The 23,243-nt window shown below is 53.0% G+C and carries 19 protein-coding genes; 13 read left to right on the top strand and 6 right to left on the bottom strand.

Annotated elements, in window-relative coordinates:
• Position 1 precedes the first annotated feature (1 nt).
• The 3 genes from cyoA to FD744_RS08030 all read right to left on the bottom strand — a co-directional run bounded on the left by cyoA (position 2) and on the right by FD744_RS08030 (position 3,489).
• The gene (gene cyoA / locus FD744_RS08040; RefSeq protein ID WP_034828097.1) at positions 2-928 is read right to left on the bottom strand and encodes a cytochrome o ubiquinol oxidase subunit II; all 927 of its coding nucleotides are present in this window, start codon (positions 926-928) and stop codon (positions 2-4) included.
• A 440-nt stretch (positions 929-1,368) separates the two neighbouring features.
• Positions 1,369-2,856, bottom strand: a complete 1,488-nt coding sequence (gene ampG, locus FD744_RS08035) for a muropeptide MFS transporter AmpG (RefSeq protein ID WP_160867932.1) — start codon at positions 2,854-2,856, stop codon at positions 1,369-1,371.
• A gap of 54 nt (positions 2,857-2,910) precedes the next feature.
• Entirely contained in the window at positions 2,911-3,489 is a 579-nt protein-coding gene (locus FD744_RS08030) for a lipoprotein (RefSeq protein ID WP_034828101.1), read from the bottom strand.
• A gap of 267 nt (positions 3,490-3,756) precedes the next feature.
• Between FD744_RS08030 and bolA the strand changes: the two genes are divergently transcribed.
• From bolA to FD744_RS07985, 9 genes are all read left to right on the top strand, one after another.
• On the top strand, positions 3,757-4,071 hold the full coding sequence (bolA, locus tag FD744_RS08025; protein ID WP_034828103.1) for a transcriptional regulator BolA: 315 nt from the start codon (positions 3,757-3,759) through the stop codon (positions 4,069-4,071).
• Positions 4,072-4,372: 301 nt separating this feature from the next.
• Positions 4,373-5,677 (top strand): trigger factor, encoded by a 1,305-nt coding sequence (gene tig / locus FD744_RS08020; protein ID WP_045833927.1) that lies wholly within the window; start codon positions 4,373-4,375, stop codon positions 5,675-5,677.
• Positions 5,678-6,013: 336 nt separating this feature from the next.
• Entirely contained in the window at positions 6,014-6,637 is a 624-nt protein-coding gene (gene clpP / locus FD744_RS08015) for an ATP-dependent Clp endopeptidase proteolytic subunit ClpP (RefSeq protein WP_008103933.1), read from the top strand.
• A gap of 127 nt (positions 6,638-6,764) precedes the next feature.
• Positions 6,765-8,036 carry an ATP-dependent protease ATP-binding subunit ClpX gene (clpX, locus tag FD744_RS08010; protein ID WP_034828109.1) on the top strand — a complete coding sequence of 424 codons (1,272 nt, stop codon included), beginning with the start codon at positions 6,765-6,767 and terminating at the stop codon, positions 8,034-8,036.
• Between the two features lie 186 nt (positions 8,037-8,222).
• The gene (lon, locus tag FD744_RS08005; protein WP_034828111.1) at positions 8,223-10,577 is read left to right on the top strand and encodes an endopeptidase La; all 2,355 of its coding nucleotides are present in this window, start codon (positions 8,223-8,225) and stop codon (positions 10,575-10,577) included.
• Positions 10,578-10,790: 213 nt separating this feature from the next.
• A complete protein-coding gene (gene hupB, locus FD744_RS08000; RefSeq protein WP_034828113.1) occupies positions 10,791-11,063 on the top strand; it encodes a nucleoid-associated protein HU-beta in 273 nt (90 codons plus the stop codon).
• Between the two features lie 237 nt (positions 11,064-11,300).
• Positions 11,301-13,169 (top strand): peptidylprolyl isomerase, encoded by a 1,869-nt coding sequence (ppiD, locus tag FD744_RS07995; RefSeq protein WP_034828529.1) that lies wholly within the window; start codon positions 11,301-11,303, stop codon positions 13,167-13,169.
• A gap of 139 nt (positions 13,170-13,308) precedes the next feature.
• On the top strand, positions 13,309-13,632 hold the full coding sequence (locus FD744_RS07990) for a ComEA family DNA-binding protein (protein WP_034828115.1): 324 nt from the start codon (positions 13,309-13,311) through the stop codon (positions 13,630-13,632).
• A gap of 101 nt (positions 13,633-13,733) precedes the next feature.
• The gene (locus FD744_RS07985; protein ID WP_058962233.1) at positions 13,734-14,141 is read left to right on the top strand and encodes a thioesterase family protein; all 408 of its coding nucleotides are present in this window, start codon (positions 13,734-13,736) and stop codon (positions 14,139-14,141) included.
• A 200-nt stretch (positions 14,142-14,341) separates the two neighbouring features.
• Here the strand turns inward: FD744_RS07985 and queC are convergent, their stop codons facing one another.
• Together queC and FD744_RS07975 are read right to left on the bottom strand one after the other, a co-directional pair.
• Complete coding sequence (queC, locus tag FD744_RS07980; RefSeq protein WP_058962234.1) at positions 14,342-15,037, bottom strand: 7-cyano-7-deazaguanine synthase QueC; 696 nt, start codon at positions 15,035-15,037, stop codon at positions 14,342-14,344.
• A gap of 26 nt (positions 15,038-15,063) precedes the next feature.
• Positions 15,064-16,779 (bottom strand): SgrR family transcriptional regulator, encoded by a 1,716-nt coding sequence (locus tag FD744_RS07975; protein WP_160867931.1) that lies wholly within the window; start codon positions 16,777-16,779, stop codon positions 15,064-15,066.
• 93 nt (positions 16,780-16,872) lie between these two features.
• On the opposite strand from FD744_RS07975, the gene cof reads away from it, so the two are divergent.
• Positions 16,873-17,694 carry an HMP-PP phosphatase gene (cof, locus tag FD744_RS07970; RefSeq protein ID WP_160867930.1) on the top strand — a complete coding sequence of 274 codons (822 nt, stop codon included), beginning with the start codon at positions 16,873-16,875 and terminating at the stop codon, positions 17,692-17,694.
• Between the two features lie 153 nt (positions 17,695-17,847).
• Here cof and FD744_RS07965 read toward each other — a convergent pair whose 3' ends face one another.
• Positions 17,848-18,888, bottom strand: coding sequence for a PLP-dependent cysteine synthase family protein (locus FD744_RS07965; RefSeq protein ID WP_160867929.1), 1,041 nt, complete (start codon positions 18,886-18,888; stop codon positions 17,848-17,850).
• A gap of 115 nt (positions 18,889-19,003) precedes the next feature.
• Here FD744_RS07965 and FD744_RS07960 point away from each other — a divergent pair, with 115 nt between their 5' ends.
• The 3 genes from FD744_RS07960 to FD744_RS07950 are packed head-to-tail and all read left to right on the top strand — an operon-like array spanning position 19,004 to position 23,027.
• Entirely contained in the window at positions 19,004-19,465 is a 462-nt protein-coding gene (locus FD744_RS07960; protein WP_034828126.1) for an Lrp/AsnC family transcriptional regulator, read from the top strand.
• 24 nt (positions 19,466-19,489) lie between these two features.
• A complete protein-coding gene (locus FD744_RS07955) occupies positions 19,490-21,259 on the top strand; it encodes a SmdA family multidrug ABC transporter permease/ATP-binding protein (protein WP_058962379.1) in 1,770 nt (589 codons plus the stop codon).
• Positions 21,252-23,027, top strand: a complete 1,776-nt coding sequence (locus FD744_RS07950) for a SmdB family multidrug efflux ABC transporter permease/ATP-binding protein (RefSeq protein ID WP_160867928.1) — start codon at positions 21,252-21,254, stop codon at positions 23,025-23,027. Before FD744_RS07955 ends, FD744_RS07950 begins: the two co-directional genes overlap by 8 nt.
• The last annotated feature ends 216 nt before the right edge of the window (positions 23,028-23,243 follow it).

Genomic DNA, 23,243 nt, shown 5'->3' with positions numbered 1-23,243 from the left:
ATTATTCCTCGGCTCCCGCAGCAGCGGCGTGATTCATGTCCATGCCTTTGTGCTCTGGCATGTCCATCTTCCCGTGGCTCATCATGAACTTATCAATAACCTGCTTGAACAGTTCTGGATTCGCAGTTGAGAAATATTCCACCGGGTGATTTTCGCTTGGCGCAGCCAGTTTCTCGAAATCATCCATGGTGGTCAGCGCGTTAGGTGCTGCTTTAACTTTAGCCACCCACTGCTGGAATTCCGCATCGTCTTTGGTTGCAATGGCTTTGAACTTCATGCCAGAGAAACCGCGACCACTGAAGTTCGCAGAGATACCGTCGAATGTTCCTGGCTCATTGGCGATCAGGTGCAGTTTAGTCTGCATGCCCGCCATGGCGTAGATCTGGCTACCGAGCGTAGGAATAAAGAAGGAGTTCATTACGGAGTTGGAGGTGATCTTGAAGTTCACCGGAGTATTTGCCGGGAAGGCAATCTGGTTCACGGTTGCAATACCCTGTTCCGGGTAGATAAACAGCCATTTCCAGTCCAGCGCAACCACATCGATCTCAACCGGCTTCACATCAGAGACCAGCGGTTTGCTTGGCTCAAGTGCGTGGGTTGATTTCCAGGTCAGCACGCCGAGGAAGATAATGATCAGGATTGGAATCGTCCAGACCACGGCTTCCACTTTGTTAGAGTGTGACCAGTTAGGGCTATAAGTCGCATTAGTATTGGTTGCCCGATATTTCCAGGCAAAGAATACTGCCATGAAGACTGCCGGGATAACCACGATCATCATCAAGCCAAAAGCTGTCAGAATCAGCGAACGTTGCTCCAGTGCAATCTGTCCTTTGGGATTTAACAACGCACTATCGCAGCCACTGAGTAATACAGCGCCTGCAATTAATGACAAAATCCCCAAACTTTTATTGTATTTCCTGAGTCTCATTTAACGACCTCAATGACAAAGGGCTCTATTGTCGTTTAAGTGTGCGCGCATTTTACGGGAAGGTTTATGCAGTGTAAACCAGCTTAAGGATGTGTCAGAAGGCTGTTGACACCTTTTGCTAAGGGTGTCACAGATGTTGCGCAGGGTGACAAATTATTAATTGCGACAAGCAGTTGGCGTCAATATAACAAAAAACAATGATAGAAACCGCAGAAAAATCAGGGAAAGCATAAACCGTACTATTAATGCCCATTTATTTAACAATTGTGTAGCATTTGGGTGATGAGTTTTCTACAAAGTAATTGCGCACCGGATTTAAATATAATCCAGGGTTGTTAATTTAATGTTTCTTTTTCGCGATGAAAAAAATGCTATTCGTTAAAATGAGTTCGTTGTTATTTTTTTAGCCAAATATTTAGCCGCTGGCAAATTATCATTACTTAACTCAGATTTTTTCCCGGCATTTTTCTTAACGCCAGACAATCCAGAATCACACCTAGCGCCACGGCCACCAGCGCCAGAGCCATGCCCATCTCAAAAAGTGGTGTCAGCAGCGCATTGACATGCCAGATGCCCGCTGCATTCAGGGCTAGCATCACCAACCAGAGTGCCAGCAGGCCACTTCCGAAGCTGAACAGACGCACTGTCCAGCGATAGCCCTGCGACCAGCGGGTTCGTATCATAAACTCCCCGCTCTGCTGAATGGCTTGCAGGGTGCTGCGGCTAATCCACAGCAGCAATAAACCGGGCACGCCTGCAAATACGGTGAAAGCATAGAAGGTCGGCCAGCCCCACAGCTCGACCAGCCATCCCGCTGCGGGTCCAACGTAAACACGCCCGACGGCGGAAAGGGCAGAGAGCAGCGCGAACTGCGTTGCGGAAAACGACTTATTGCACAATGTCATCAGCAGCGCCACAAACGCGGCGGTGCCCATCCCGCCGCAAAGATTTTCTATGAACACTGCGCTCGCCATGCTCCATAAATGAGGCGGCGTCACGGCCAATAGCCAGTAAGCGAAGTTGGAAACGGCCTGAAGAATGCCGAAAATCATCAGGGCACGGAACAGGCTCAGGCGTTGCATCAGCACACCGCCGTACAGCGCACCAATAATGGTTGCCAGCAATCCCAGCGTTTTATTCACCAGTCCGACATCGCCGGCGCTGAAACCTACACCGCGAATCAGGAAGGTGGTGGTGAGCGACGCAGCAAAAGCATCACCCAGCTTATAAAGGATGATTAAGGTGATCAGCAGCCAGGCATTGTTACGCAGGAAGAAGTCTTTGAGCGGGAACGAAACGGCCTGACGCAGGGTGTGCGGCTCGCGCGCAGGTGCTGCGGGCTCTTTGGCCAGCAATGTCGCAATCAAACCTGGCAACATCAACAGTGCCATTAACCAGTAAGTCGCCTGCCATCCCAGATAGCGATCGGCCAGCCACAGCGCCAGTCCGCCTGAAATCAGCATCGCCAGGCGATAACCCAACACAGTAATCGCGGCTCCGCTGCCCCGTTCTTCTGGCGGTAGCACATCGGTTTTCCAGGCATCAAACACGATATCCTGCGATGCAGAACAGAAGGCAACCAGCACGGCCAGGGCAGCCAGCAGCGTCAGATCGCGCGAAGGCTGCATAAAGCCCATGGCGATAATACCGGCGATCAGTGCGAGTTGAGTGACCAGTAGCCAGCCACGGCGACGGCCAAGAAACGGCGGGGTATAGCGATCCATCATCGGCGACCACAGGAACTTAAATACATAAGCCTGGCCGACAAGGGAGAAGAAACCGATGGTTTTCAGATCAACATTCTCTACGGTCATCCACGCCTGCAAGGTCCCGGCTGTGAGTGCTAAAGGCAGTCCGGAAGCAAAACCGAGCAGCAGTAATACGGCTGCATTACGTTGGGTGAAAATGCGCAGATAGTGAGAAGTCATAACCAACCTGAAATGATGCCCGGCCAAAGATGACCGGGCAGAATAGCTGAGGAATTAGCGGGCGTTCTGTTTAATAAATTCGTGAACGCTGGTGTCCTGCGCCATATCAGCAATCACGTCGCTCAAGGTAGAGTTGACCGCGTTGGTGATCTTCGCGTTAGTGGCGGTGAATGCGCCTTCTACGCTGTAAGTCTGACGATAGTTTTTAACCTGCTTGTTGCCGTTTTTCGCGGTTGCAATGATGGAAATGTCAGCTTTGGTGGTAATGCTGTAACGCACGTTACCTTGTGTCACATCAGCGTAAAGACCATTGACGACAATCTGCAGGTCAACCGCACCGTTTGGTCCGATCATATAACCGCGTGCTGTCATCTGCTTCTCCAGCACTTCCTGTAACAGGAAACGCAGATCGCGCGATGGTGTTAAGGTGACTAACTGACCGTCACGATTCACTTTTGCCAGTGCCTGATCGGAACGCTGATCGGCACCGTTAACGCTGATGGTGGCACCCATCAGACCGGGATCTTGCTGTGGCAGCTGGATCTTAGGCTGAATGTTCAGGGTGGTGTTATTGCTGGCACAGCCGGCCAAAATAAACGCAGCCAGCAGAGGGAATAACAGTTTTTTCAACATACTCATTCTCGTTAGCATATGGGTTGGTTTGCAAAACTGCGGCCATCATAGCATTGCGCGACGGCGAAAAAAGCCCCGTGCCAGTGGAAATTGATTGTAAAGGCTTTTTTCGGACAGGTGGTCATGCAACAGCATTGACCTGACGCATGAGCCCGTTAAGATGCGCAGCAGATCAGGAATTATTTCCGGCGCGCCTGCGGGTTGGGCAAAAAACCTACTAATATTTAAACAGATGGGCACAGCGCTCGCCGTTGAGGAGTGTTAACAATGATTCGCGAACAAATAGAAGAAAAGCTGCGTAAGGCGTTCGAACCTGCACATCTCGAAGTGCATGATGAAAGCTATCGTCATAACGTGCCCGCTGGTTCTGAAAGTCACTTTAAAGTGGTGATTGTCAGCGATGTGTTTACCGGCCAGCGATTCCTGCAGCGTCATCGCGCCATTTATGGCGAATTGACCGAAGAGTTAGCAGGGAGCGTGCACGCACTGGCACTTCACACTTACACGCAAAAAGAGTGGGATGGCTTGCAAGATACCGTGCTGGCGTCACCGAACTGTCGTGGAGCGGGTACCCTCGCCTGAGTTCACACTTCATCCTCTCTCAAAACGGCCTGCGGGCCGTTTTCTTTTCATCTATTACCCTCAAACGCGATCCATGGCGCAAAAAAGCAGCAAAACCGCTAAAAAGTGGTGAGTTTGCAGCCTCGACTCATTCCAGCGATGCCGCTATAATGCGGCGTCTATTTTTCCGGAATGTCTTCGGGACGCTTCTGGTGACAGGGATTAGGTTCTGCCTGCAGAGGCCGTCCCGATTGTTGGATACGGCGCATTTAATGTGTGGTGTCTGAAGTTGACCGAGCACGTGATTTTTTGAGGTAACAAGATGACAGTTTCAGTAGAAACCACTCAGGGTCTGGGCCGTCGCATTTCGATTACTGTTGCAGCTGACAGCATCGAAAGCGCAGTGAAGAAAGAACTGGTGGAAGTGGCTAAGAAAGTCCGTATCGACGGTTTCCGTAAAGGCAAAGTGCCGGCAAACATCATTTCTCAGCGCTACGGTGCTTCTGTTCGCCAGGACGTGCTGGGCGAGCTGATGACGCGCAACTTCGTTGACGCCATCATCAAAGAGAAAATCAACCCAGCTGGCGCACCAAACTACGTGCCAGGTGAGTACAAAGAAGGTGAAGATTTCACCTACGCGGTTGAGTTCGAAGTGTATCCTGAAGTTGAGCTGAAAGGCCTGGATGCTATCGAAGTCGAGAAGCCAGTGGTTGAAGTCACCGATGCTGACGTTGATACCATGCTGGAAACCCTGCAGAAGCAGCAGGCGACCTGGAAAGAGAGCGATGCAGCAGCGACTGCTGAAGATCGCGCAACCATCGACTTCTCCGGTTCAGTAGACGGCGAAGAGTTTGAAGGCGGCAAAGCGTCTGACTTCGTACTGGCGATGGGCCAGGGTCGTATGATCCCAGGCTTCGAAGAAGGTGTTGTTGGCCACAAAGCGGGCGAAACCTTCACTATCGACGTGAAATTCCCAGACGATTACCACGCTGAAACCCTGAAAGGGAAAGACGCGAAGTTCGAAATCGTGCTGAAGAAAGTCGAAACTCGCGAGCTGCCAGAACTGACTGAAGAGTTCATCAAGCGCTTTGGCGTTGAAGATGGTTCCGTTGCCGGTCTGCGTGCAGAAGTGCGTAAGAACATGGATCGTGAGCTGAAAGGCGCTATCCGTAACCGCGTGAAATCTCAGGCGATTGATGGTCTGGTTGAAGCCAACGACATCGACGTGCCAGTGGCGTTGATCGATAGCGAAATCGACGTGCTGCGCCGTCAGGCTGCTCAGCGTTTTGGTGGCAACGAGAAGCAAGCTTTCGAGCTGCCACGTGAGCTGTTCGAAGAGCAGGCTAAACGTCGCGTTGTTGTTGGTCTGCTGCTGGGCGAAGTGATTCGCATCAACGAGCTGAAAGCTGACGAAGACCGCGTTAAAGCGCTGATCGAAGAGATGGCTTCTGCGTACGAAGATCCGCAGGAAGTGATCGAGTTCTACAGCAAGAACAACGAGCTGATGAACAACATGCGCAACGTTGCACTGGAAGAGCAGGCTGTTGAAGCGGTTCTGGCGAAAGCCAAAGTGACCGATAAAGCAACCAACTTCCAGGAACTGATGAACCAGACCTCAGCGGCCTGATTCGTTAGTTAACCGAAAGTGCGAAGCCCGCGACTGAAAAGTCGCGGGCTTTTTCGTTTTAAGGCGCTAACCGCACAGATTTGTCCTCTATTTGCCTAATTAATCGGCAAATTGTTCGCTAAGCTCTTTTTCCGTGTTAGCGAATGGGCAAAAGGTTGTTATGCTTGAAACAACTGGGCAGCATCCCCAGATACAGGGAGAATGCATGAAAACAGTGAGACTGGCTGATTAACCGTCCTGTTATGTCGGAGTGAGAAGGCAGCGCATAGTTTTCCCGACGCGCCTCACGTAATATCGGTACAGAATGTTGCCAATGAAATTTATCAGGAGACGGTAATGTCATACAGTGGCGATCGTGAATTTACTGCACCGCACATGGCGCTGGTGCCAATGGTGGTCGAACAAACCTCGCGCGGCGAGCGTTCATACGACATTTACTCCCGCCTGCTCAAAGAGCGTGTGATCTTCCTGACCGGCCAGGTTGAAGATCATATGGCCAACCTGATCGTGGCGCAGATGCTGTTTCTGGAAGCTGAGAATCCTGAAAAAGACATTTATCTCTACATTAACTCGCCAGGCGGCGTGATTACTGCCGGGATGTCGATTTATGACACCATGAAATTTATCAAGCCGGACGTCAGCACCATTTGTATGGGTCAGGCTTGTTCGATGGGTGCGTTCCTGCTGACTGCAGGTACCAAAGGTAAGCGCTTCTGCCTGCCGAATTCCCGCGTCATGATTCACCAGCCGCTGGGCGGTTATCAGGGCCAGGCGACGGATATCGAAATCCATGCGCGTGAAATTCTGAAAGTGAAGCAGCGTATGAATGAGTTGATGGCTGAACATACCGGCAAATCACTGGAAGAGATCGAACGCGACACTGAGCGCGATCGTTTCCTCTCTGCCAGCGAAGCGGTAGAGTATGGCTTGGTCGATTCCATCCTGACGCATCGCCAATAAGACACATCTGGCTGCCCCTTACGCTATAGTTAACGGGGCAGCACGATGAGTTGCATGAATATCGGCCGTTGATGTGCGGCCAGTGCCGTACACCAAATTGGGTCTGAGAACGAAAAGAGGTTAGCTGATGACAGATAAGCGCAAAGACGGTTCAGGTAAGTTGCTGTACTGCTCTTTCTGCGGCAAAAGCCAGCATGAAGTCCGTAAGCTGATTGCCGGGCCGTCAGTGTATATTTGCGACGAATGTGTTGATTTATGCAACGACATCATTCGCGAAGAGATTAAAGAAGTGGCTCCGCACCGTGAGCGCAGTGCACTGCCGACACCGCATGAAATCCGTCATCATTTAGATGATTACGTCATCGGTCAGGAAAGGGCGAAAAAAGTGCTGGCGGTAGCGGTCTATAACCACTACAAACGTCTGCGCAACGGCGATACCAGTAATGGAATCGAACTGGGCAAAAGTAACATTCTGCTGATCGGTCCAACCGGTAGCGGTAAAACCTTGCTGGCTGAAACCCTGGCGCGTTTGCTGGATGTTCCGTTCACCATGGCGGATGCCACCACCCTGACCGAAGCCGGTTATGTGGGTGAGGATGTGGAAAACATCATCCAGAAATTGCTGCAGAAGTGTGATTACGATGTGCAGAAAGCACAGCGCGGTATCGTTTATATCGATGAAATCGATAAGATTTCTCGTAAGTCAGATAACCCGTCAATCACGCGTGACGTTTCCGGTGAAGGCGTACAGCAGGCGTTGCTGAAGCTTATCGAAGGTACCGTTGCCGCCGTTCCGCCGCAGGGTGGACGTAAGCATCCACAGCAGGAGTTCCTGCAGGTTGATACGTCTAAGATCCTGTTCATTTGTGGTGGTGCTTTTGCTGGCCTTGACAAAGTGATTTCCCAGCGCGTGGAAACCGGATCCGGTATCGGCTTCGGCGCTACGGTGAAAGGTAAATCGCAAAAAGCCAGCGAAGGCGAGTTGCTGTCGCAGGTTGAGCCAGAAGATCTGATCAAATTTGGTCTGATTCCAGAATTCATTGGTCGTCTGCCGGTGGTGGCGACGCTGAGTGAATTGAGTGAAGAAGCCCTGATTCAGATTCTGCGCGAACCGAAGAATGCGTTGACCAAACAGTACCAGGCTCTGTTTAACCTTGAAGGTGTGGAGCTGGAGTTCCGTGATGAAGCGCTGACGGCGATCGCTAAGAAAGCGATGTCACGCAAAACCGGCGCGCGTGGTCTGCGTTCTATCGTAGAAGGTGCGCTGCTGGAAACCATGTACGATCTGCCATCGATGGATGACGTGGAAAAAGTGGTGATTGATGAGTCAGTAATTGACGGTCAATCCGAGCCGATGTTGATTTATGGTAAGCACGAAGCTCAGGCTTCTGGCGAATAAATAAACAATCTAACCATGTTGTTATCTTAAAAAAGGGGAAAATGTTTCCCCTTTTGTTTTTCTCTCTCCCCTGACATTGAATGTCGACCAAGCATCCCCATATACTCAATATCCTGTGGGTTGAACTGCAAACTTCTTTTACGCGGTACCCATCACCTGGCGGACATTAAACTAAGAGAGAGCTCTATGAATCCTGAGCGTTCTGAACGCATTGAAATCCCCGTGTTGCCTTTGCGCGACGTGGTGGTTTATCCGCACATGGTAATTCCGTTGTTTGTTGGTCGGGAAAAATCGATTCGTTGCCTCGAAGCCGCAATGGATCATGACAAGAAGATCATGCTGGTTGCCCAGAAAGAGGCTTCAACGGATGAACCTGGTATTAACGATCTCTTCTCTGTAGGGACCGTCGCTTCCGTATTGCAGATGCTCAAGCTGCCCGATGGCACGGTGAAAGTGCTGGTTGAAGGCTTGCAGCGTGCGCACATCACCACACTAGCTGATAATGGCGACCATTTTGTTGCCCAGGCCGAATACCTGATCTCGCCGGAAATTGAAGAGCGTGAGCAGGAAGTGCTGGTGCGTACGGCGATTAATCAGTTTGAAGGCTACATCAAACTGAATAAAAAAATTCCTCCTGAGGTTTTGACCTCACTGAACAGCATCGACGATGCGGCGCGTCTCGCCGACACCGTGGCAGCGCATATGCCGCTGAAGCTGGCTGATAAGCAGTCAGTGCTGGAAATGTCCGACATCAACGAACGTCTTGAATATCTGATGGCGATGATGGAATCCGAAATCGATCTGCTGCAGGTTGAGAAGCGCATTCGCAATCGCGTGAAAAAGCAGATGGAGAAAAGCCAGCGTGAGTACTATCTGAATGAGCAAATGAAAGCCATTCAGAAAGAGCTGGGCGAGATGGATGATGCGCCGGACGAATACGAAGCGCTGAAACGTAAAATTGAAGCGGCAAAAATGCCGACTGAAGCGCGCGAAAAAGCCGAAGCAGAACTGCAGAAGCTGAAAATGATGTCGCCGATGTCTGCAGAAGCCACCGTGGTACGCGGTTATATCGACTGGATGGTTCAGGTTCCGTGGGTCGCGCGCAGCAAAGTGAAAAAAGACCTGCTGAAGGCGCAGGAAACGCTGGATACCGATCATTACGGTCTGGAACGCGTGAAAGACCGCATTCTTGAGTATCTTGCGGTGCAGAGTCGCGTTAGCAAAATTAAGGGCCCAATTCTGTGCCTCGTCGGACCGCCAGGCGTGGGTAAAACCTCGCTGGGTCAGTCGATCGCGAAAGCCACCGGCCGTAAATATGTGCGTATGGCGTTGGGCGGTGTACGTGATGAAGCGGAAATCCGTGGACATCGCCGTACTTACATCGGTTCTATGCCGGGCAAACTGATCCAGAAAATGGCGAAAGTTGGCGTGAAGAACCCGCTGTTCCTGCTGGATGAGATCGATAAGATGTCGTCCGATATGCGTGGCGATCCGGCTTCGGCACTGCTGGAAGTGCTGGATCCAGAGCAGAACATTGCGTTCAACGATCACTATCTGGAAGTGGATTACGATCTCTCCGATGTGATGTTTGTGGCGACCTCTAACTCCATGAACATCCCGGCACCGCTGCTGGATCGTATGGAAGTGATTCGTCTCTCGGGTTATACCGAAGATGAAAAACTGAATATCGCCAAACAGCACTTACTGCCGAAACAGATTGAGCGTAATGCACTGAAAGAAAAAGAGATCAGTGTTGACGATAGCGCCATCATCGGCATTATTCGCTACTACACCCGTGAAGCGGGCGTGCGTAGTCTGGAACGTGAACTCTCCAAGCTGTGCCGTAAAGCAGTGAAAACGCTGTTGATGGACAAAAGTAAGAAGAGTATCAAGATTAATGGTGAAAACCTTCACGACTTCCTGGGCGTGCAGCGCTTTGATTATGGTCGAGCGGACACTGAAAACCGCGTAGGTCAGGTCACCGGTCTGGCATGGACGGAAGTGGGGGGCGATTTGCTGACCATTGAAACCGCCTGCGTACCGGGTAAAGGCAAACTGACTTACACCGGCTCACTGGGTGAAGTGATGCAGGAGTCTATCCAGGCGGCGTTGACAGTGGTTCGCGCACGTGCGGAGAAACTCGGCATCAACGGGGATTTCCACGAGAAACGTGACATCCACGTGCACGTGCCGGAAGGGGCAACGCCGAAAGATGGTCCAAGTGCCGGTATAGCCATGTGTACGGCACTGGTTTCTTGTCTGACCGGTAACCCGGTGCGCTCTGATGTGGCGATGACAGGTGAGATCACTCTGCGCGGTCAGGTGCTGCCAATTGGTGGTCTGAAAGAGAAGCTGCTGGCCGCGCATCGCGGTGGCATCAAAACCGTGTTAATCCCGGATGAAAATAAGCGCGATCTGGAAGAGATTCCACAGAACGTGATTGCCGATCTGACCATCCATCCTGTGAAGCGTATTGAAGAAGTGCTGAACCTGGCACTGGAAAATGCGCCTTACGGCATGCAGGTTGCGACGGCAAAATAGTGATTAACGGCAAAAACCGTTAAAAAGCGAAGCTGGCAGGCCAAATGGTGCTTGCCAGCTTTTTTTTGTGCCGCTAATTTAGGGGGCTGTTGAATCAACGATTAAGATGAATACCGTTGTTTCAGCTCCACAGGCTTGATATAACTGGCTGCGCGTTCGCACCGGGCGGGAAGCGCGGGTGCGATGTGAATAATAAAAGAGGGGATGAATAGAGTGAATAAGTCACAGTTGATCGACAAAATTGCTGCAGACGCTGACATTTCTAAAGCAGCAGCGGGACGTGTGTTAGATGCATTCATGGGCTCCGTTTCTGACGCGCTGAAAGGTGGTGATGAAGTGGCACTGGTTGGTTTCGGTACTTTCTCTGTACGTGAGCGTGCTGCTCGTACAGGCCGTAACCCGCAAACCGGTAAAGAGATCACCATCCCGGCTGGTAAAGTTCCGGGCTTCCGTGCAGGTAAAGCACTGAAAGACTCAGTCAATTAATGACCGCTGACACATCCATTGAAGCATTTTCTTCTATGGATTGAGGACGAAAAAGCCGTTCTCATGTAACATACGGGCACATCATTTTTGATGTGCCTTTTTTATTCTTGATGCGCGGCGATGGCCACAGGCTATTGTCTCCGCATGGTTGCCAACTGCCAGCCTGAACAGCAGTTGCACGATGATGACATCGTGTCAGAGCTTTACATTCACACTACAGCGGAGTGTTGTCATACCATGATGGACAATTTACGCGCGGCGTCGAATCATGTCGTGCTCAAGATCATTCTGGGATTGATCATCCTGTCTTTCGTACTGACCGGGGTGGGCAACTACCTGATCGGCGGTGGCAGCGATTATGCCGCCAAAGTTAATGGCCATGAAATTAGTCGTGCAGAGCTTGAGCAGGGCTTTAATAACGAGCGTAATCGTCAGCAGCAGATGCTGGGCGATCAATTCTCGCAGCTGGCCAGCAACGAAGGTTACATGCAGCAGATGCGTCAGCAGGCGCTGTCTCAGCTGATTGATCAGGCGTTGCTTGATCAATACATCAAAGATCTGAAGATTGGCATTAGCGATGATCAGATCAAGCAGGCGATCTTCAATCAAAAAGCTTTCCAGACTAACGGCAAGTTTGATAACGCGAAGTACAACGGCTTAATCAATCAGATGGGCTTTACGCCGGATCAGTACGCGGCGGCGCTGCGTAAGCAGTTGGCCACTCAGCAGTTGATCAATGCCATCGCTAATACCGATTTCATGCTGAAAGGTGAAACCAGCAAGCTGGTAGACCTGGTCTCGCAGCAGCGTGAAATTCGTCAGGCGGTGATTGATGTTAACGCGCTGGCAGCGAAACAAACGGCCAGTGATGATGAGATCAATCAGTATTACCAGCAGCATCAGAACAGCTTCATGGCACCTGAGCAGTTCCGCGTCAGCTACATCAAAATGGATGCAGCCAGCATGCAGGAAACCGTAAGCGAAGCGGACATTCAGAGTTGGTTCGATCAACACAAAGCTGACTACTCACAGCCGCAGCGCAATCGCTACAGCGTGATTCAGACCAAAACTGAAGCGGATGCCAATGCCGTTCTGGAAGCGCTGAAGAAGGGTGAAGACTTCGCCACGCTGGCAAAAAGCAAATCCATTGACCCAATTTCGGCACGCAAAGGCGGCGATATGGGTTGGCTGGAGCCGGGCACCACGCCGGATGAGCTGAAAAATGCCAACCTGACGCAGAAAGGCCAACTGTCTGGCGTGATCAAATCTTCAGTCGGTTTCCTGGTGGTACGTCTGGATGATATCCAGGCCGAGCAGATTAAGCCGCTGGCTGAGATCCATGACGCCGTTGCTGACAAGGTGAAGCAGGAAAAAGCAGTCGACGCCTTTTACAAGCTGCAGCAGAAAGTCAGTGAAGCGGCCAGCAATGACAACGAGTCGTTGGCGGGTGCTGCACAGGCTTCCGGTCTGAAAGTCACGGAAACCGGCTGGATCACGCGTGATAATGTTCCGGCTGAACTCGATTTCGATCAGGTCAAGCAGGCGATCTTCAACGGTGGACTGGTGGGCCAAAACGGTGCGCCGGGTAATAACTCTGACATCATCAGCGTCGATGGCGATCGTGCATTCGTGCTGCGCATCAGTGAGCACAAGCCTGAAGCCGTGAAACCGCTGGACCAGGTGAAAGCGCAGATTGCCGACACGCTGAAGCATGACAAAGCCACACAGCAGGCTAAAGCGCAGGCCGATAAGCTGCTGGTTGATCTGAAAGCCGGTAAAGAAGATGCGCTGAAAGCGGCAGGCTTGACCCTGAGCGCCAGCAAATCCTTTGATCGTAATGCACAGGATCCGGTTGCGCAGTCTGCCTTTAACTTGCCACAACCCGCGGACAACAAACCGTCCTGGGGCGTGAGCGAAGATATGCAGGGCAACGTGGTGCTGGTCGCACTGGATAAAGTCAGCCCGGGTAATATGCCGCAGGCGCAGATTGATGAGATGGTGAAAGGCGTGACGCAGAATAACGCACAGATTGCGTTTGAAGCGCTGCTGGAAAACCTGCGCAAAGACGCGAAAATCAAATACGGCGCGGCTGCACAAAACCAGTAAGCCTCACAAAAAATGTGAATCCGCTGCAACACTCAAAGGCCGCTTCTGCGGCCTTTTCCATTTCTGGAATTGCCCTTTTGAGCCTGAAAACACGCTGTGACACTCTGCTGTGGCTGTCAAACACAAGGAGAAACACAGCATGGTGAAATCAACTTTTCGCGCTCTATGTATCACGCTGGCGCTGGGTGGCGCACTCTATACCACCGGACTGTCCGCGGCCGAAAGCCCCAGCGAAACGCAGGCGACGCAAGTATCCTCGCCGCAAGAGGGACAGGTCAGCATCAATCAAGCCAGCGCTGAACAGCTCGCAGCCGCAATGAACGGCATCGGCCTGAAGAAAGCTCAGGCGATTGTCAGTTACCGCGAGCAATATGGTCCGTTTACCGCCATCGATCAGCTTAAGGAAATACCGGGCATCGGCAATGCGCTGGTCGAACGTAACAGCGATCGCCTGAAACTGTGAGGCGGGTCGCGACTTTGAAGGATTGATAAAGCACCCAATCAGGCTGTGCTATGCTCAACAGGTCATACCAGTTGGTATTCACAGTCTGAACAGGAGCAACAATGCAAACCACAATCAAAGTACGCGGCTATCATCTGGACGTTTATCAGCATGTGAACAACGCACGTTATCTAGAATTTCTGGAAGAGGCGCGCTGGCAATGGCTGGAGGATGTCGATGCTTTTCACTGGCTGATGGATCAGAAGCTGGCGTTTGTGGTGGTCAATATCAATATTAACTATCGTCGTCCGGCGGTGCTGGGCGACGTATTACATATTGAGAGCGAAGTGTCACAGTTGAATGGCAAAAGTGGCATTATTTCACAGCGCGTGCTGCTGGCGGGTGATAACACCGTGGTGGCAGACGCCGCGTTAACTTTTGTCTGCATCGATTTGCGTACGCAAAAAGCGGTACCGATGGAAGGGGAGTTGCGCGACCGTTTGTCGGCATTGATGGTAGAAAGCCATTAATAGCAGAGCGAGCTGGCGTCAGAAACGCCAGCCAGCGAAGCCGCTTAATAAGTTCCAGCTAGTTAAGTAGCCCAATGAGTTGCAGCGAACGAAGACGCTCAATCAGTTCCTGCTAGCGAAGCAGCTCAATTATTTCCTGCAGCTAAACCCTCCCAACCAGCCAGGCCGCGCAATCACTGCGAGCCACCGATTTAGCGCAATCAGTTAAGGCCGCTTTTTTGTTTCATCGCTGCCATAACGGCTGAAGCATTAGCCTGATAATCCGCCAACCCGCGCGCGCGCAGATGGCAAGCCGCGCATTCACCACAGCCATCGCCTTTCACGCCGTTATAACATGTCAGGGTTTCCGCCCGCACCAGCGGCAACTGCTGCCAGTAATCGGCCAGCGCCCAGGTTTCCGCTTTATTCAGCCACATCAGTGGCGTTTCGAAGCGAACGTTGCGCGCCATACCGAGACTCACGGCATTGTTGAGCGCTTTAACGAACTCATCACGGCAATCAGGGTAGCCGGAGAAATCTGTTTCGCAGACACCGGTAATCACCGCCTCGGCTTCCACCTGATAGGCGTAGATAGAGGCTAAGGTCAGGAACAGAATATTGCGGCCCGGCACAAAAGTGCTTGGCAACCCGCTGGCGTCAGGATCGTAAGTGGGTACTGGAATGTTATCGCGCGTCAGGCTGCTGACTGCCAGCTCATTGAGCAGCGTCACATCCAGTACTTTGTGTGCACGCGCCCCCAGTTTGTGCGCCAGTTCTGCCGCGACTTCAATCTCTTCGCGATGGCGCTGACCATAATCGAAGGTGACACAGTGCACTTCATCATACTGCTGCAGTGCCTGAATCAAGCAGGTGGTGGAGTCTTGTCCGCCACTGAATACGACAACGGCTCGTTTCATCTCAATTTCCCCAAAAATCAGTGCGTCTATGGTACTGGCTCGGGCGCGGGCTGAACAGTCCCTGCGGTTGCGGGCGGTGGGATCCAGGCGCGGGTGAAATCAAACCAGCCCAATGTATTGAGCTGGATGCCTTCAACGCCGGGCGGGGCAAACACCTGATAGCGATAGTTAAACAGCGGCAACAGATGTCCGTCACCCATCAGCTGCTGGAACAATTGCTGTGTTAATGCCGCGCGTTGCTCTGGGTCGGGCTGATGGGCGATAGCGATGAGTGGCGCTTGGAGTACCGGGGCACGTAAGGGAGTCCATACGGGATCGTTCTCCAGCCAGTTCACCAGGGTAAACAGCGGCGCATCGCCAATTAAACGGTCACCCATCACCACATCGGCATCGCTCAGGTCGATATCGTCACGCCAGTTTTTCACATCATGAAAAACGCAGGTTAATTCGCAGCCCTGTTGGGCCAACAAAGGCACCAGCGCCCGCGCCATCACATGCAGTTCGATAGGGAGATGGTAGTGCAGTGTCAGTCTCTCAGGTAGTTTGACGGTCGTCATCCCGGCAGAGGGAACGGGCCAACCGGGCAGCAACTCCTTGCTCGCGGTAATTAAGCCTTCATCCAACGGTAACTGCTGAATCACGCCACTATGTTGTATTAATGCAATCAGTGTTGTTGCCTGAGCAGCGGTGAAACTGGCGGAAATGCGCGGTGCCAGATAACAGAAGCCGAGGCTGATGCTGTGATCGACCGGGCGCAATGCGTCCAGCTCGTCAGGATCACCAATGGCGATTTGCACCGGGTGGCGACAGCTGGTGCCGAGACCATGGGCAAACAGCTGTGGAGTAATCCAGTATTCCACCAGCTGAATCAGCGGTCGTTGCAGATGCCAGCGGGCATGACTTTCCAGGCGAACCAGCTCATCGGTGAAATGGGTCAGCTTCCAGGGGCCACTACCTATATCCACTGCATCAGGATGTGGCAGCAGGCAGTATTGATGTGCCAGACGCTGCGGCAGCCAGTAGTCGCTCTGACGCAATTGAATACGCAGAGCCAGCGGATGTGGCGCCTCAATGCGTTCGATAGAGGCCAGCAGGCGGCTGCCGCGCACGGTTTGCATAATCTGCTGTAACTGAGCAACCAGCTGCGCAGCTTGAATTGGCTCATCGTTGTGCCAGCTGAGCTGAGGTCGTAACCAGAAATACCAGTCACAGCCGCTGCCATCATGTTGCCAGTGATGCGCAAGATCACCTTCTACATCGTCGCCATTAAAGCGCGTCAGGCCAGAGAAAATCTGCCGCACCAGGTGCTGCTCAGCCCTTCCGGTCAGACGCAGCGGCCGCAGCGGCTCCATCGCGCGATAATAGGGAATACGCAGTACCGGTGCCTGGTTCTGCCATTGGCCGCCCATCAGCGGTCGCAGCATTTTCACCAGCCGCTCAGGATGAAGATCCAATACCTGCAACGCTTGTATCGCTTCGCCTGCTTCCAGTTGCTGGGTTAGCAGCTGTTGGCGAAGTTGTTCAGGTGAGATCAGAAATGTCAGTTCGCCTTGTTTTCCCCGGCCGGACTCGCCGCGCCAGTGCAGCCAGCCTGCATCCTGCCACTGGCGTAATAAGGTACGTACATGGCGCTCACTGCAAAAACAGTGTTGTGCCATGGAGGCTACGCTCAAACGCAGAGGCTCGCCCTGGCTGAGTTGCCACAGGCGCTGAAATTGATTAACCCGATGAAGTTGGCGCATGGCTAAACCCGGAACAGTTTCCTGAAAGTATTCACTATTAGTTCCGTAATTACCAGGCGATAGTAGATTCCTCACTCAGACAGGAGACATTGCATGGCTCGCCTCGCGGCATTTGATATGGATGGCACGTTGTTACTGCCGACGCACCGGTTAGGGAATGAAACCATCGACACCCTGCATGCCTTGCATCAGCGCGATATCACCATTGCCTTTGCCACGGGACGCCATCTGATGGATGTGCAGGTGGTACGTGAACAGCTCACCCTGCCGGCCTGGTTGATCACCGGCAATGGCACACGCATTCACGATCTGGAAGGGCAGCAGCTGTTTGGTTGTGATTTGTCCCCATCCGTCGCCGAAGAGGTGATTCACACGCATTGGCAAACGCCTGCATCAATTCATATTTTCAACGATGAGGGCTGGTTCACCGATAAACCGTTGCTGGGAGCATTGGAAGCACACGTAATGAGCGGCTTCCATTATCAGCTGCGCGATTTGCGTCAGATGTCGGCGCATGAGGTGACCAAAATTTGCTTTATTGCGCCGCATGAGATGCTGCAGGCGTTAAAAGTAGAGTTGCAGCAAGCCCTGGGTGAGCGCGCCAATATCTGTTTTTCCGCATGGGATTGTCTGGAAGTTCTGCCGCTGGACTGCCACAAAGGCGCGGCGCTGGCGCATCTGTGCCAGCATCTGTCGCTATCAATGGCGGATTGTATGGCGTTTGGTGATGCGATGAATGATCGCGAAATGCTGGAGCGCGTTGGCAGCGGGTTCATCATGGGCAACGCCATGCATCAATTGAAATCGTCGCTGCCGCATTTACCGATTATTGGACATTGCGAGACACAGGCGGTGTCTCATTACTTAAATCACTGGATGACCACACCACACCTCGATTATTCCCCCGAATGCTGAGGCTTACAGTGAACCGGACAGGATGTCCGGTTTTTTATTGCATACCCGTCATACTTCGAATTGCAGGTGCGTTGGCTGCACTCGTTTACCCGAATCACTTACTCCAGTAAGCTCATCGGGATGCTCTCGTTTGCCGCCTTCCTGCAATTCGAATTATTTAGGGTAAAGCTCACGCAGCCACGGCTGAATATCCCCGATATGCTGCGCGACCCACTCTGGGTTGTAATAGGTGTCCGGATAACGCTCACCACTGTCGCACAGTAGTGTCACCAGCGAACCTTGCTCGCCATTTTCCCGCATGCGTTTCGCCACCTGCAGCATGCCCCAGAAGTTGGTGCCGGTTGAAGCGCCAGGGCGACGACCCAGAATTTTCTCCAGATGAAGCATCGCAGCCACTGTCGCGCCATCGGGTACTTTGATCATTTCGTCGATCACATCCGGTAAAAACGACGGCTCCACACGCGGACGTCCGATGCCTTCAATCATGCTGCCGCGATCGCTGCGCAGCGCGCTGTCACGACTATGCCAGAAATCAAAGAACACGGAGTGCTGCGGATCCACCACCAGCAGACGCGTATCGTGCCCCTGATAACGGATATAGCGGCCCAGTGTGGCCGAAGTCCCGCCGGTTCCCGCGCTCATCACCACGGTATGCGGCACCGGGAAAGGCTCATGCGCCATCTGACGGAAAATACTTTCTGCGATGTTGTTGTTGCCGCGCCAGTCGGTGGCGCGCTCGGCATAGGTGAACTGATCCATAAAATGACCGTTGAGTTCACGCGCCAGGCGTTCCGATTCGCTATATAGCTGACAAGGATCGGCAACGAAATGGCACTCGCCGCCGTAAAAACGGATCATTTCGATTTTGCGTTTCGCCGTGCTGGCGGGCATCACGGCAATAAATGGCAGACCCAACAAACGCGCAAAATAGGCTTCTGACACCGCCGTGCTACCGGATGACGCCTCAATGATGGGCGTATTTTCGCGGATCCAGCCATTGGCCAACCCATACAGGAACAGCGACCGCGCCAGGCGATGCTTCAGGCTGCCACTCGGATGGGTGCTTTCATCTTTGAGGTAAAAGCGGATGCCCGGAAAATCCTCCAGCGCAAAGCGAATAAGATGCGTATCCGCAGAGCGTTGAAAATCGGCGTTAATTTCATTGATGGCGTGGCGAACCCAGGGCGTTTGCATGTGACGAATCCGTAATCATTATTGTGCACAGTGTAAGGCACTGGCAGGAAAATAAGGTTGCTTTAATCCGGGTATAATGCCCGAATAAGAGAAAATTTTTCTCCCGGAGCGCCGAATGCTAGATAAAACTGACCGCACTTTGCTGGCGATACTGCAACAGGATTGCACGTTATCACTGCAGGCCTTGGCGGATGCGGTGAATCTCACTACCACGCCGTGCTGGAAACGCCTGAAAAAGCTGGAAGATGATGGCATTATTCGTGCGCGCGTGGCTTTGCTGGATGGGGAGAAGATGGGCCTTTCTCTCACCGCTTTCATGTTTGTCAAAACACAACAGCACAGCAGCGACTGGTTTCAGCAATTTGTTGCCGTGGTGCAGCAGATGCCTGAAGTGATGGCATTCTATCGCATGGCCGGAGAGTACGATTATCTGTTGCGCATCCAGGTGGCCGATATGAAAAGTTACGATGCATTTTATAAACGTCTGGTGAATGGCGTGCCAGGCCTGATTGATGTGACCTCCAGTTTCGCCATGGAAGAGATTAAATACACCACCGCGTTGCCGGTAGCGCCCTGAACGGGCACAGAAAGAGAGCGTCTTGTGCGATTATTCAGCCAATTAAGTTGGTATTTCCTGCGCGAGTGGCGGCGATATCTGGGTGCCGTCAGCTTGCTGATTGTGATTGCGTTATTGCAACTGCTGCCGCCGCATGTGGTCGGCGTGATTGTTGATGGCGTGACGCAACACACTTTAAGCAGCGGCAAAATTTTCATGTGGATCGGCGTGATGCTGGTGACGGCAGTCATCGTCTATCTGCTGCGCTATGTCTGGCGCGTGCTGCTGTTCGGTGCGTCCTACCAGCTCGCGGTTGAACTACGCGAAGATTTCTATCGCCAGCTGAGTCGCCAGCATCCGGCGTTCTACTTGCGCCATCGCACTGGTGATTTGATTGCACGCGCCACCAATGATGTCGATCGCGTGGTGTTTGCCGCCGGTGAAGGCGTCCTGACGCTGGTGGATTCGCTGGTGATGGGCTTAGTGGTGCTGGTGGTGATGAGCGTGCAAATCAGCTGGGAGCTGACGCTGCTGGCGCTGATCCCGATGCCGCTGATGGCGATTGCCATTCAGAAAGATGGTTCTCGTCTGCACCAGCGCTTCAAAGTGGCCCAGGCCGCGTTCTCCAGCCTGAACGACCAAACACAGGAGAGCCTCACCAGCATTCGGATGATCAAAGCCTTTGGCCTGGAGGATCATCAATCGCAACAGTTTGCTGACATTGCGCGCGACACCGGCAAGAAAAACCTGCATGTGGCGCGAGTTGATGCACGTTTCGATCCCATCATTTATATCGCCGTGGGTTTCTCTAACCTGCTGGCGATTGCGGGTGGTGGCTGGATGGTGTGGCACGGTAGTTTGACGCTGGGTCAGCTCACCAGCTTCGTGATGTATCTGGGACTGATGATTTGGCCGATGCTGGCGCTGGCGTGGATGATCAACATCGTTGAACGTGGGAGCGCGGCATGGAGCCGCATTCGCGCGCTGTTGGCGGAAGCGCCGGCGGTGGAGGATGGGCAGAAAGTCCTGCCCGCCGACGCTGGTGATTTACAGGTCGCCATTCGTGAATTCCATTATCCCGCCAACGCAGGCGCGGCGCTGAGCCATGTTAATTTTCAACTGAAACCGGGGCAAATGTTGGGGCTGTGCGGTCCAACCGGCTGTGGTAAAAGCACGCTGTTAAGTCTGATTCAACGTCATTTCGACATCGACCAGGGTGACATTCGCTACCATAACCTGCCGCTCACGCAGCTGCGACTTGATAGCTGGCGCAGTCGGCTGGCGGTGGTGAGCCAGACGCCATTTTTGTTCTCCGATACCGTGGCCAATAACCTGGCACTGGGGCGTCCGAATGCGTCTCAGGAAGAAATTGAGCGTGTGGCGCGCATGGCCTGTGTACACGATGACATTCTGCGTCTGCCGCAGGGCTATGACACCGAAGTGGGTGAGCGCGGTGTGATGCTTTCCGGCGGTCAAAAACAGCGTATAGCCATTGCCCGCGCGCTGTTGCTGAATGCGGAAATCCTGATCCTCGACGATGCACTATCCGCGGTGGACGGTCGCACAGAGCATGAAATCCTGCACAACCTGCGGCAGTGGGGCAAAGGCCGCACATTGATCATCAGTGCGCATCGTTTATCGGCGTTGACCGAGGCCAGTGAAATTCTGGTGCTGCAACAAGGTGCGGTGACTCAGCGCGGCGATCATGACAGCCTGCTAGCGAAAGAGGGATGGTATCGCGATATGTACCGCTATCAGCAACTCGAAGCGGCGCTGGATGAAGATGAAATCGCAGAGGAGGCGAATCATGGCTAAATCGCAACGTTTGTGGCCAACCCTGAAACGCCTGCTGTCATACGGTAAACCCTGGCGAAAATCGTTGTGGCTGGCGGTTGGCATGCTGTGGATCGCGGCGGCGGCGGAAGTGACCGGACCGGTGCTGGTGAGCTACTTCATTGATAATTTGGTGGCGAAACACCAAATGCCTTGGGCCATCGCCATCGGGCTGCTGGTGTGCTTTATTTTGCTGCAACTGCTGGCTGCGGGTTTGCACTATTTCCAGGCGCTGCTGTTTAATCGCGCGGCGATTGGTGTGGTGCAGCAGTTACGCGTGGATGTGATGAACGCGGCACTGCGGCAGCCGCTTAGCGCCTTCGATACCCAGCCGGTGGGGCAGATTATTTCGCGCGTCACCAATGATACTGAAGTGATTAAAGATCTCTACGTCACGGTGGTAGCCACCGTGCTGCGCAGTGCGGCACTGATTGGCGCAATGCTGGTGGCGATGTTCTCGCTCGACTGGCGCATGGCGCTGGTGGCGATTGTCATCTTCCCGCTGGTACTCACGGTGATGCTGATTTATCAGCGTTACAGCACGCCGATTGCACGTCGTGTGCGTAGCTATCTGGCGGATATCAATAATGGTTTCAATGAAGTGATCAACGGCATGAGCGTGATCCAGCAGTTTCGCCAGCAGGCGCGCTTTGGTGAACGCATGGGCGAGGCCAGCCGCTCACACTATCTGGCGCGCATGGAAACTCTGCGACTGGACGGTTTCTTGTTGCGTCCGCTGTTGAGTCTGTTTTCGGCGATGATCCTCTGTGGGCTGCTGATGCTGTTCAGCTTTGCCACGCCCGGGGTGTTTGAGGTCGGCGTGCTTTACGCCTTTATTACCTACCTGGGACGACTGAACGAACCCTTGATTGAGCTCACCACGCAACAATCGATGCTGCAACAGGCGGTGGTTTCCGGCGAGCGTATTTTTGAACTGATGGATGCCACACAGCAGGGCTACGGTGGCGATAACCAGCCGTTGGCTTCTGGGCGCATTGCCTTGCACGATGTCAGTTTTGCCTACCGCGATGATCGGGATGTGCTGAGCCACATTAGTCTGGAGGTTCCGGCGCGTGGGTTTGTGGCGCTGGTGGGGCATACAGGCAGTGGCAAAAGTACGCTGGCGAATTTACTGATGGGATATTACCCGGTGACACGCGGTAGCATTGAGCTGGATGGTCGCCCCTTACCGCAGCTGACGCATGAAGCGTTGCGGCAAAGCGTCGCGATGGTGCAGCAGGATCCGGTGGTGCTGGCTGATACCTTGTTAGCCAACGTGCGGCTCGGGCGTGACATTCCGGAAGAGCAGGTGTGGCAGGCACTGGAAAAGGTGCAGCTCGCTCCGCTGGCTCGCTCAATGTCGGAGGGCATCCACACGCGATTGGGTGAGCAGGGCAACAATTTGTCGGTCGGGCAAAAACAGTTGCTGGCGCTGGCGCGAGTGCTGGTTTCGCTGCCACAGATTTTGATTCTTGACGAAGCGACCGCCAATATCGATTCCGGCACCGAGCAGGCGATTCAGCATGCGCTGCGTGCACTACGCCAGCACAGCACGCTGGTGGTGATTGCACACCGTCTTTCTACCATCACCGAAGCGGATCAGATTCTGGTGTTGCACCGTGGTCAGGTTGCCGAGCGGGGCACGCATGCACAGTTGCTGGCTCAACAGGGGCGTTACTGGCAGATGTATCAGCTACAGCAGGCGGGTGATGAACTCGCGGCGAGCATACCCGCGCAAGCAGAAGGGTGAATTGCACCTTTTTTGCGCAGATTTATCGGATTGTTCTGTATTGATGCACTCCTTTGAGGCTTAAAGCACCAAAGGGGTGCAATATTGCAACACCTTTCTTTTGTCCTGTTTCCAAACTGAGCCACCCATCACATAACGAAGCGCGATATAGCGCGTCCAGACCACTGACTGCTCACCTTTTTTCATTTATGGCACAGCGTTTGCTTATATCTCCTC

The sequence above is a fragment of the Pantoea sp. Taur genome (assembly GCF_009830025.1).
GTDB classification, from domain to species: Bacteria; Pseudomonadota; Gammaproteobacteria; order Enterobacterales; family Enterobacteriaceae; genus Pantoea; species Pantoea communis.
This window is presented reverse-complemented; position numbering and strand designations above follow the sequence as displayed.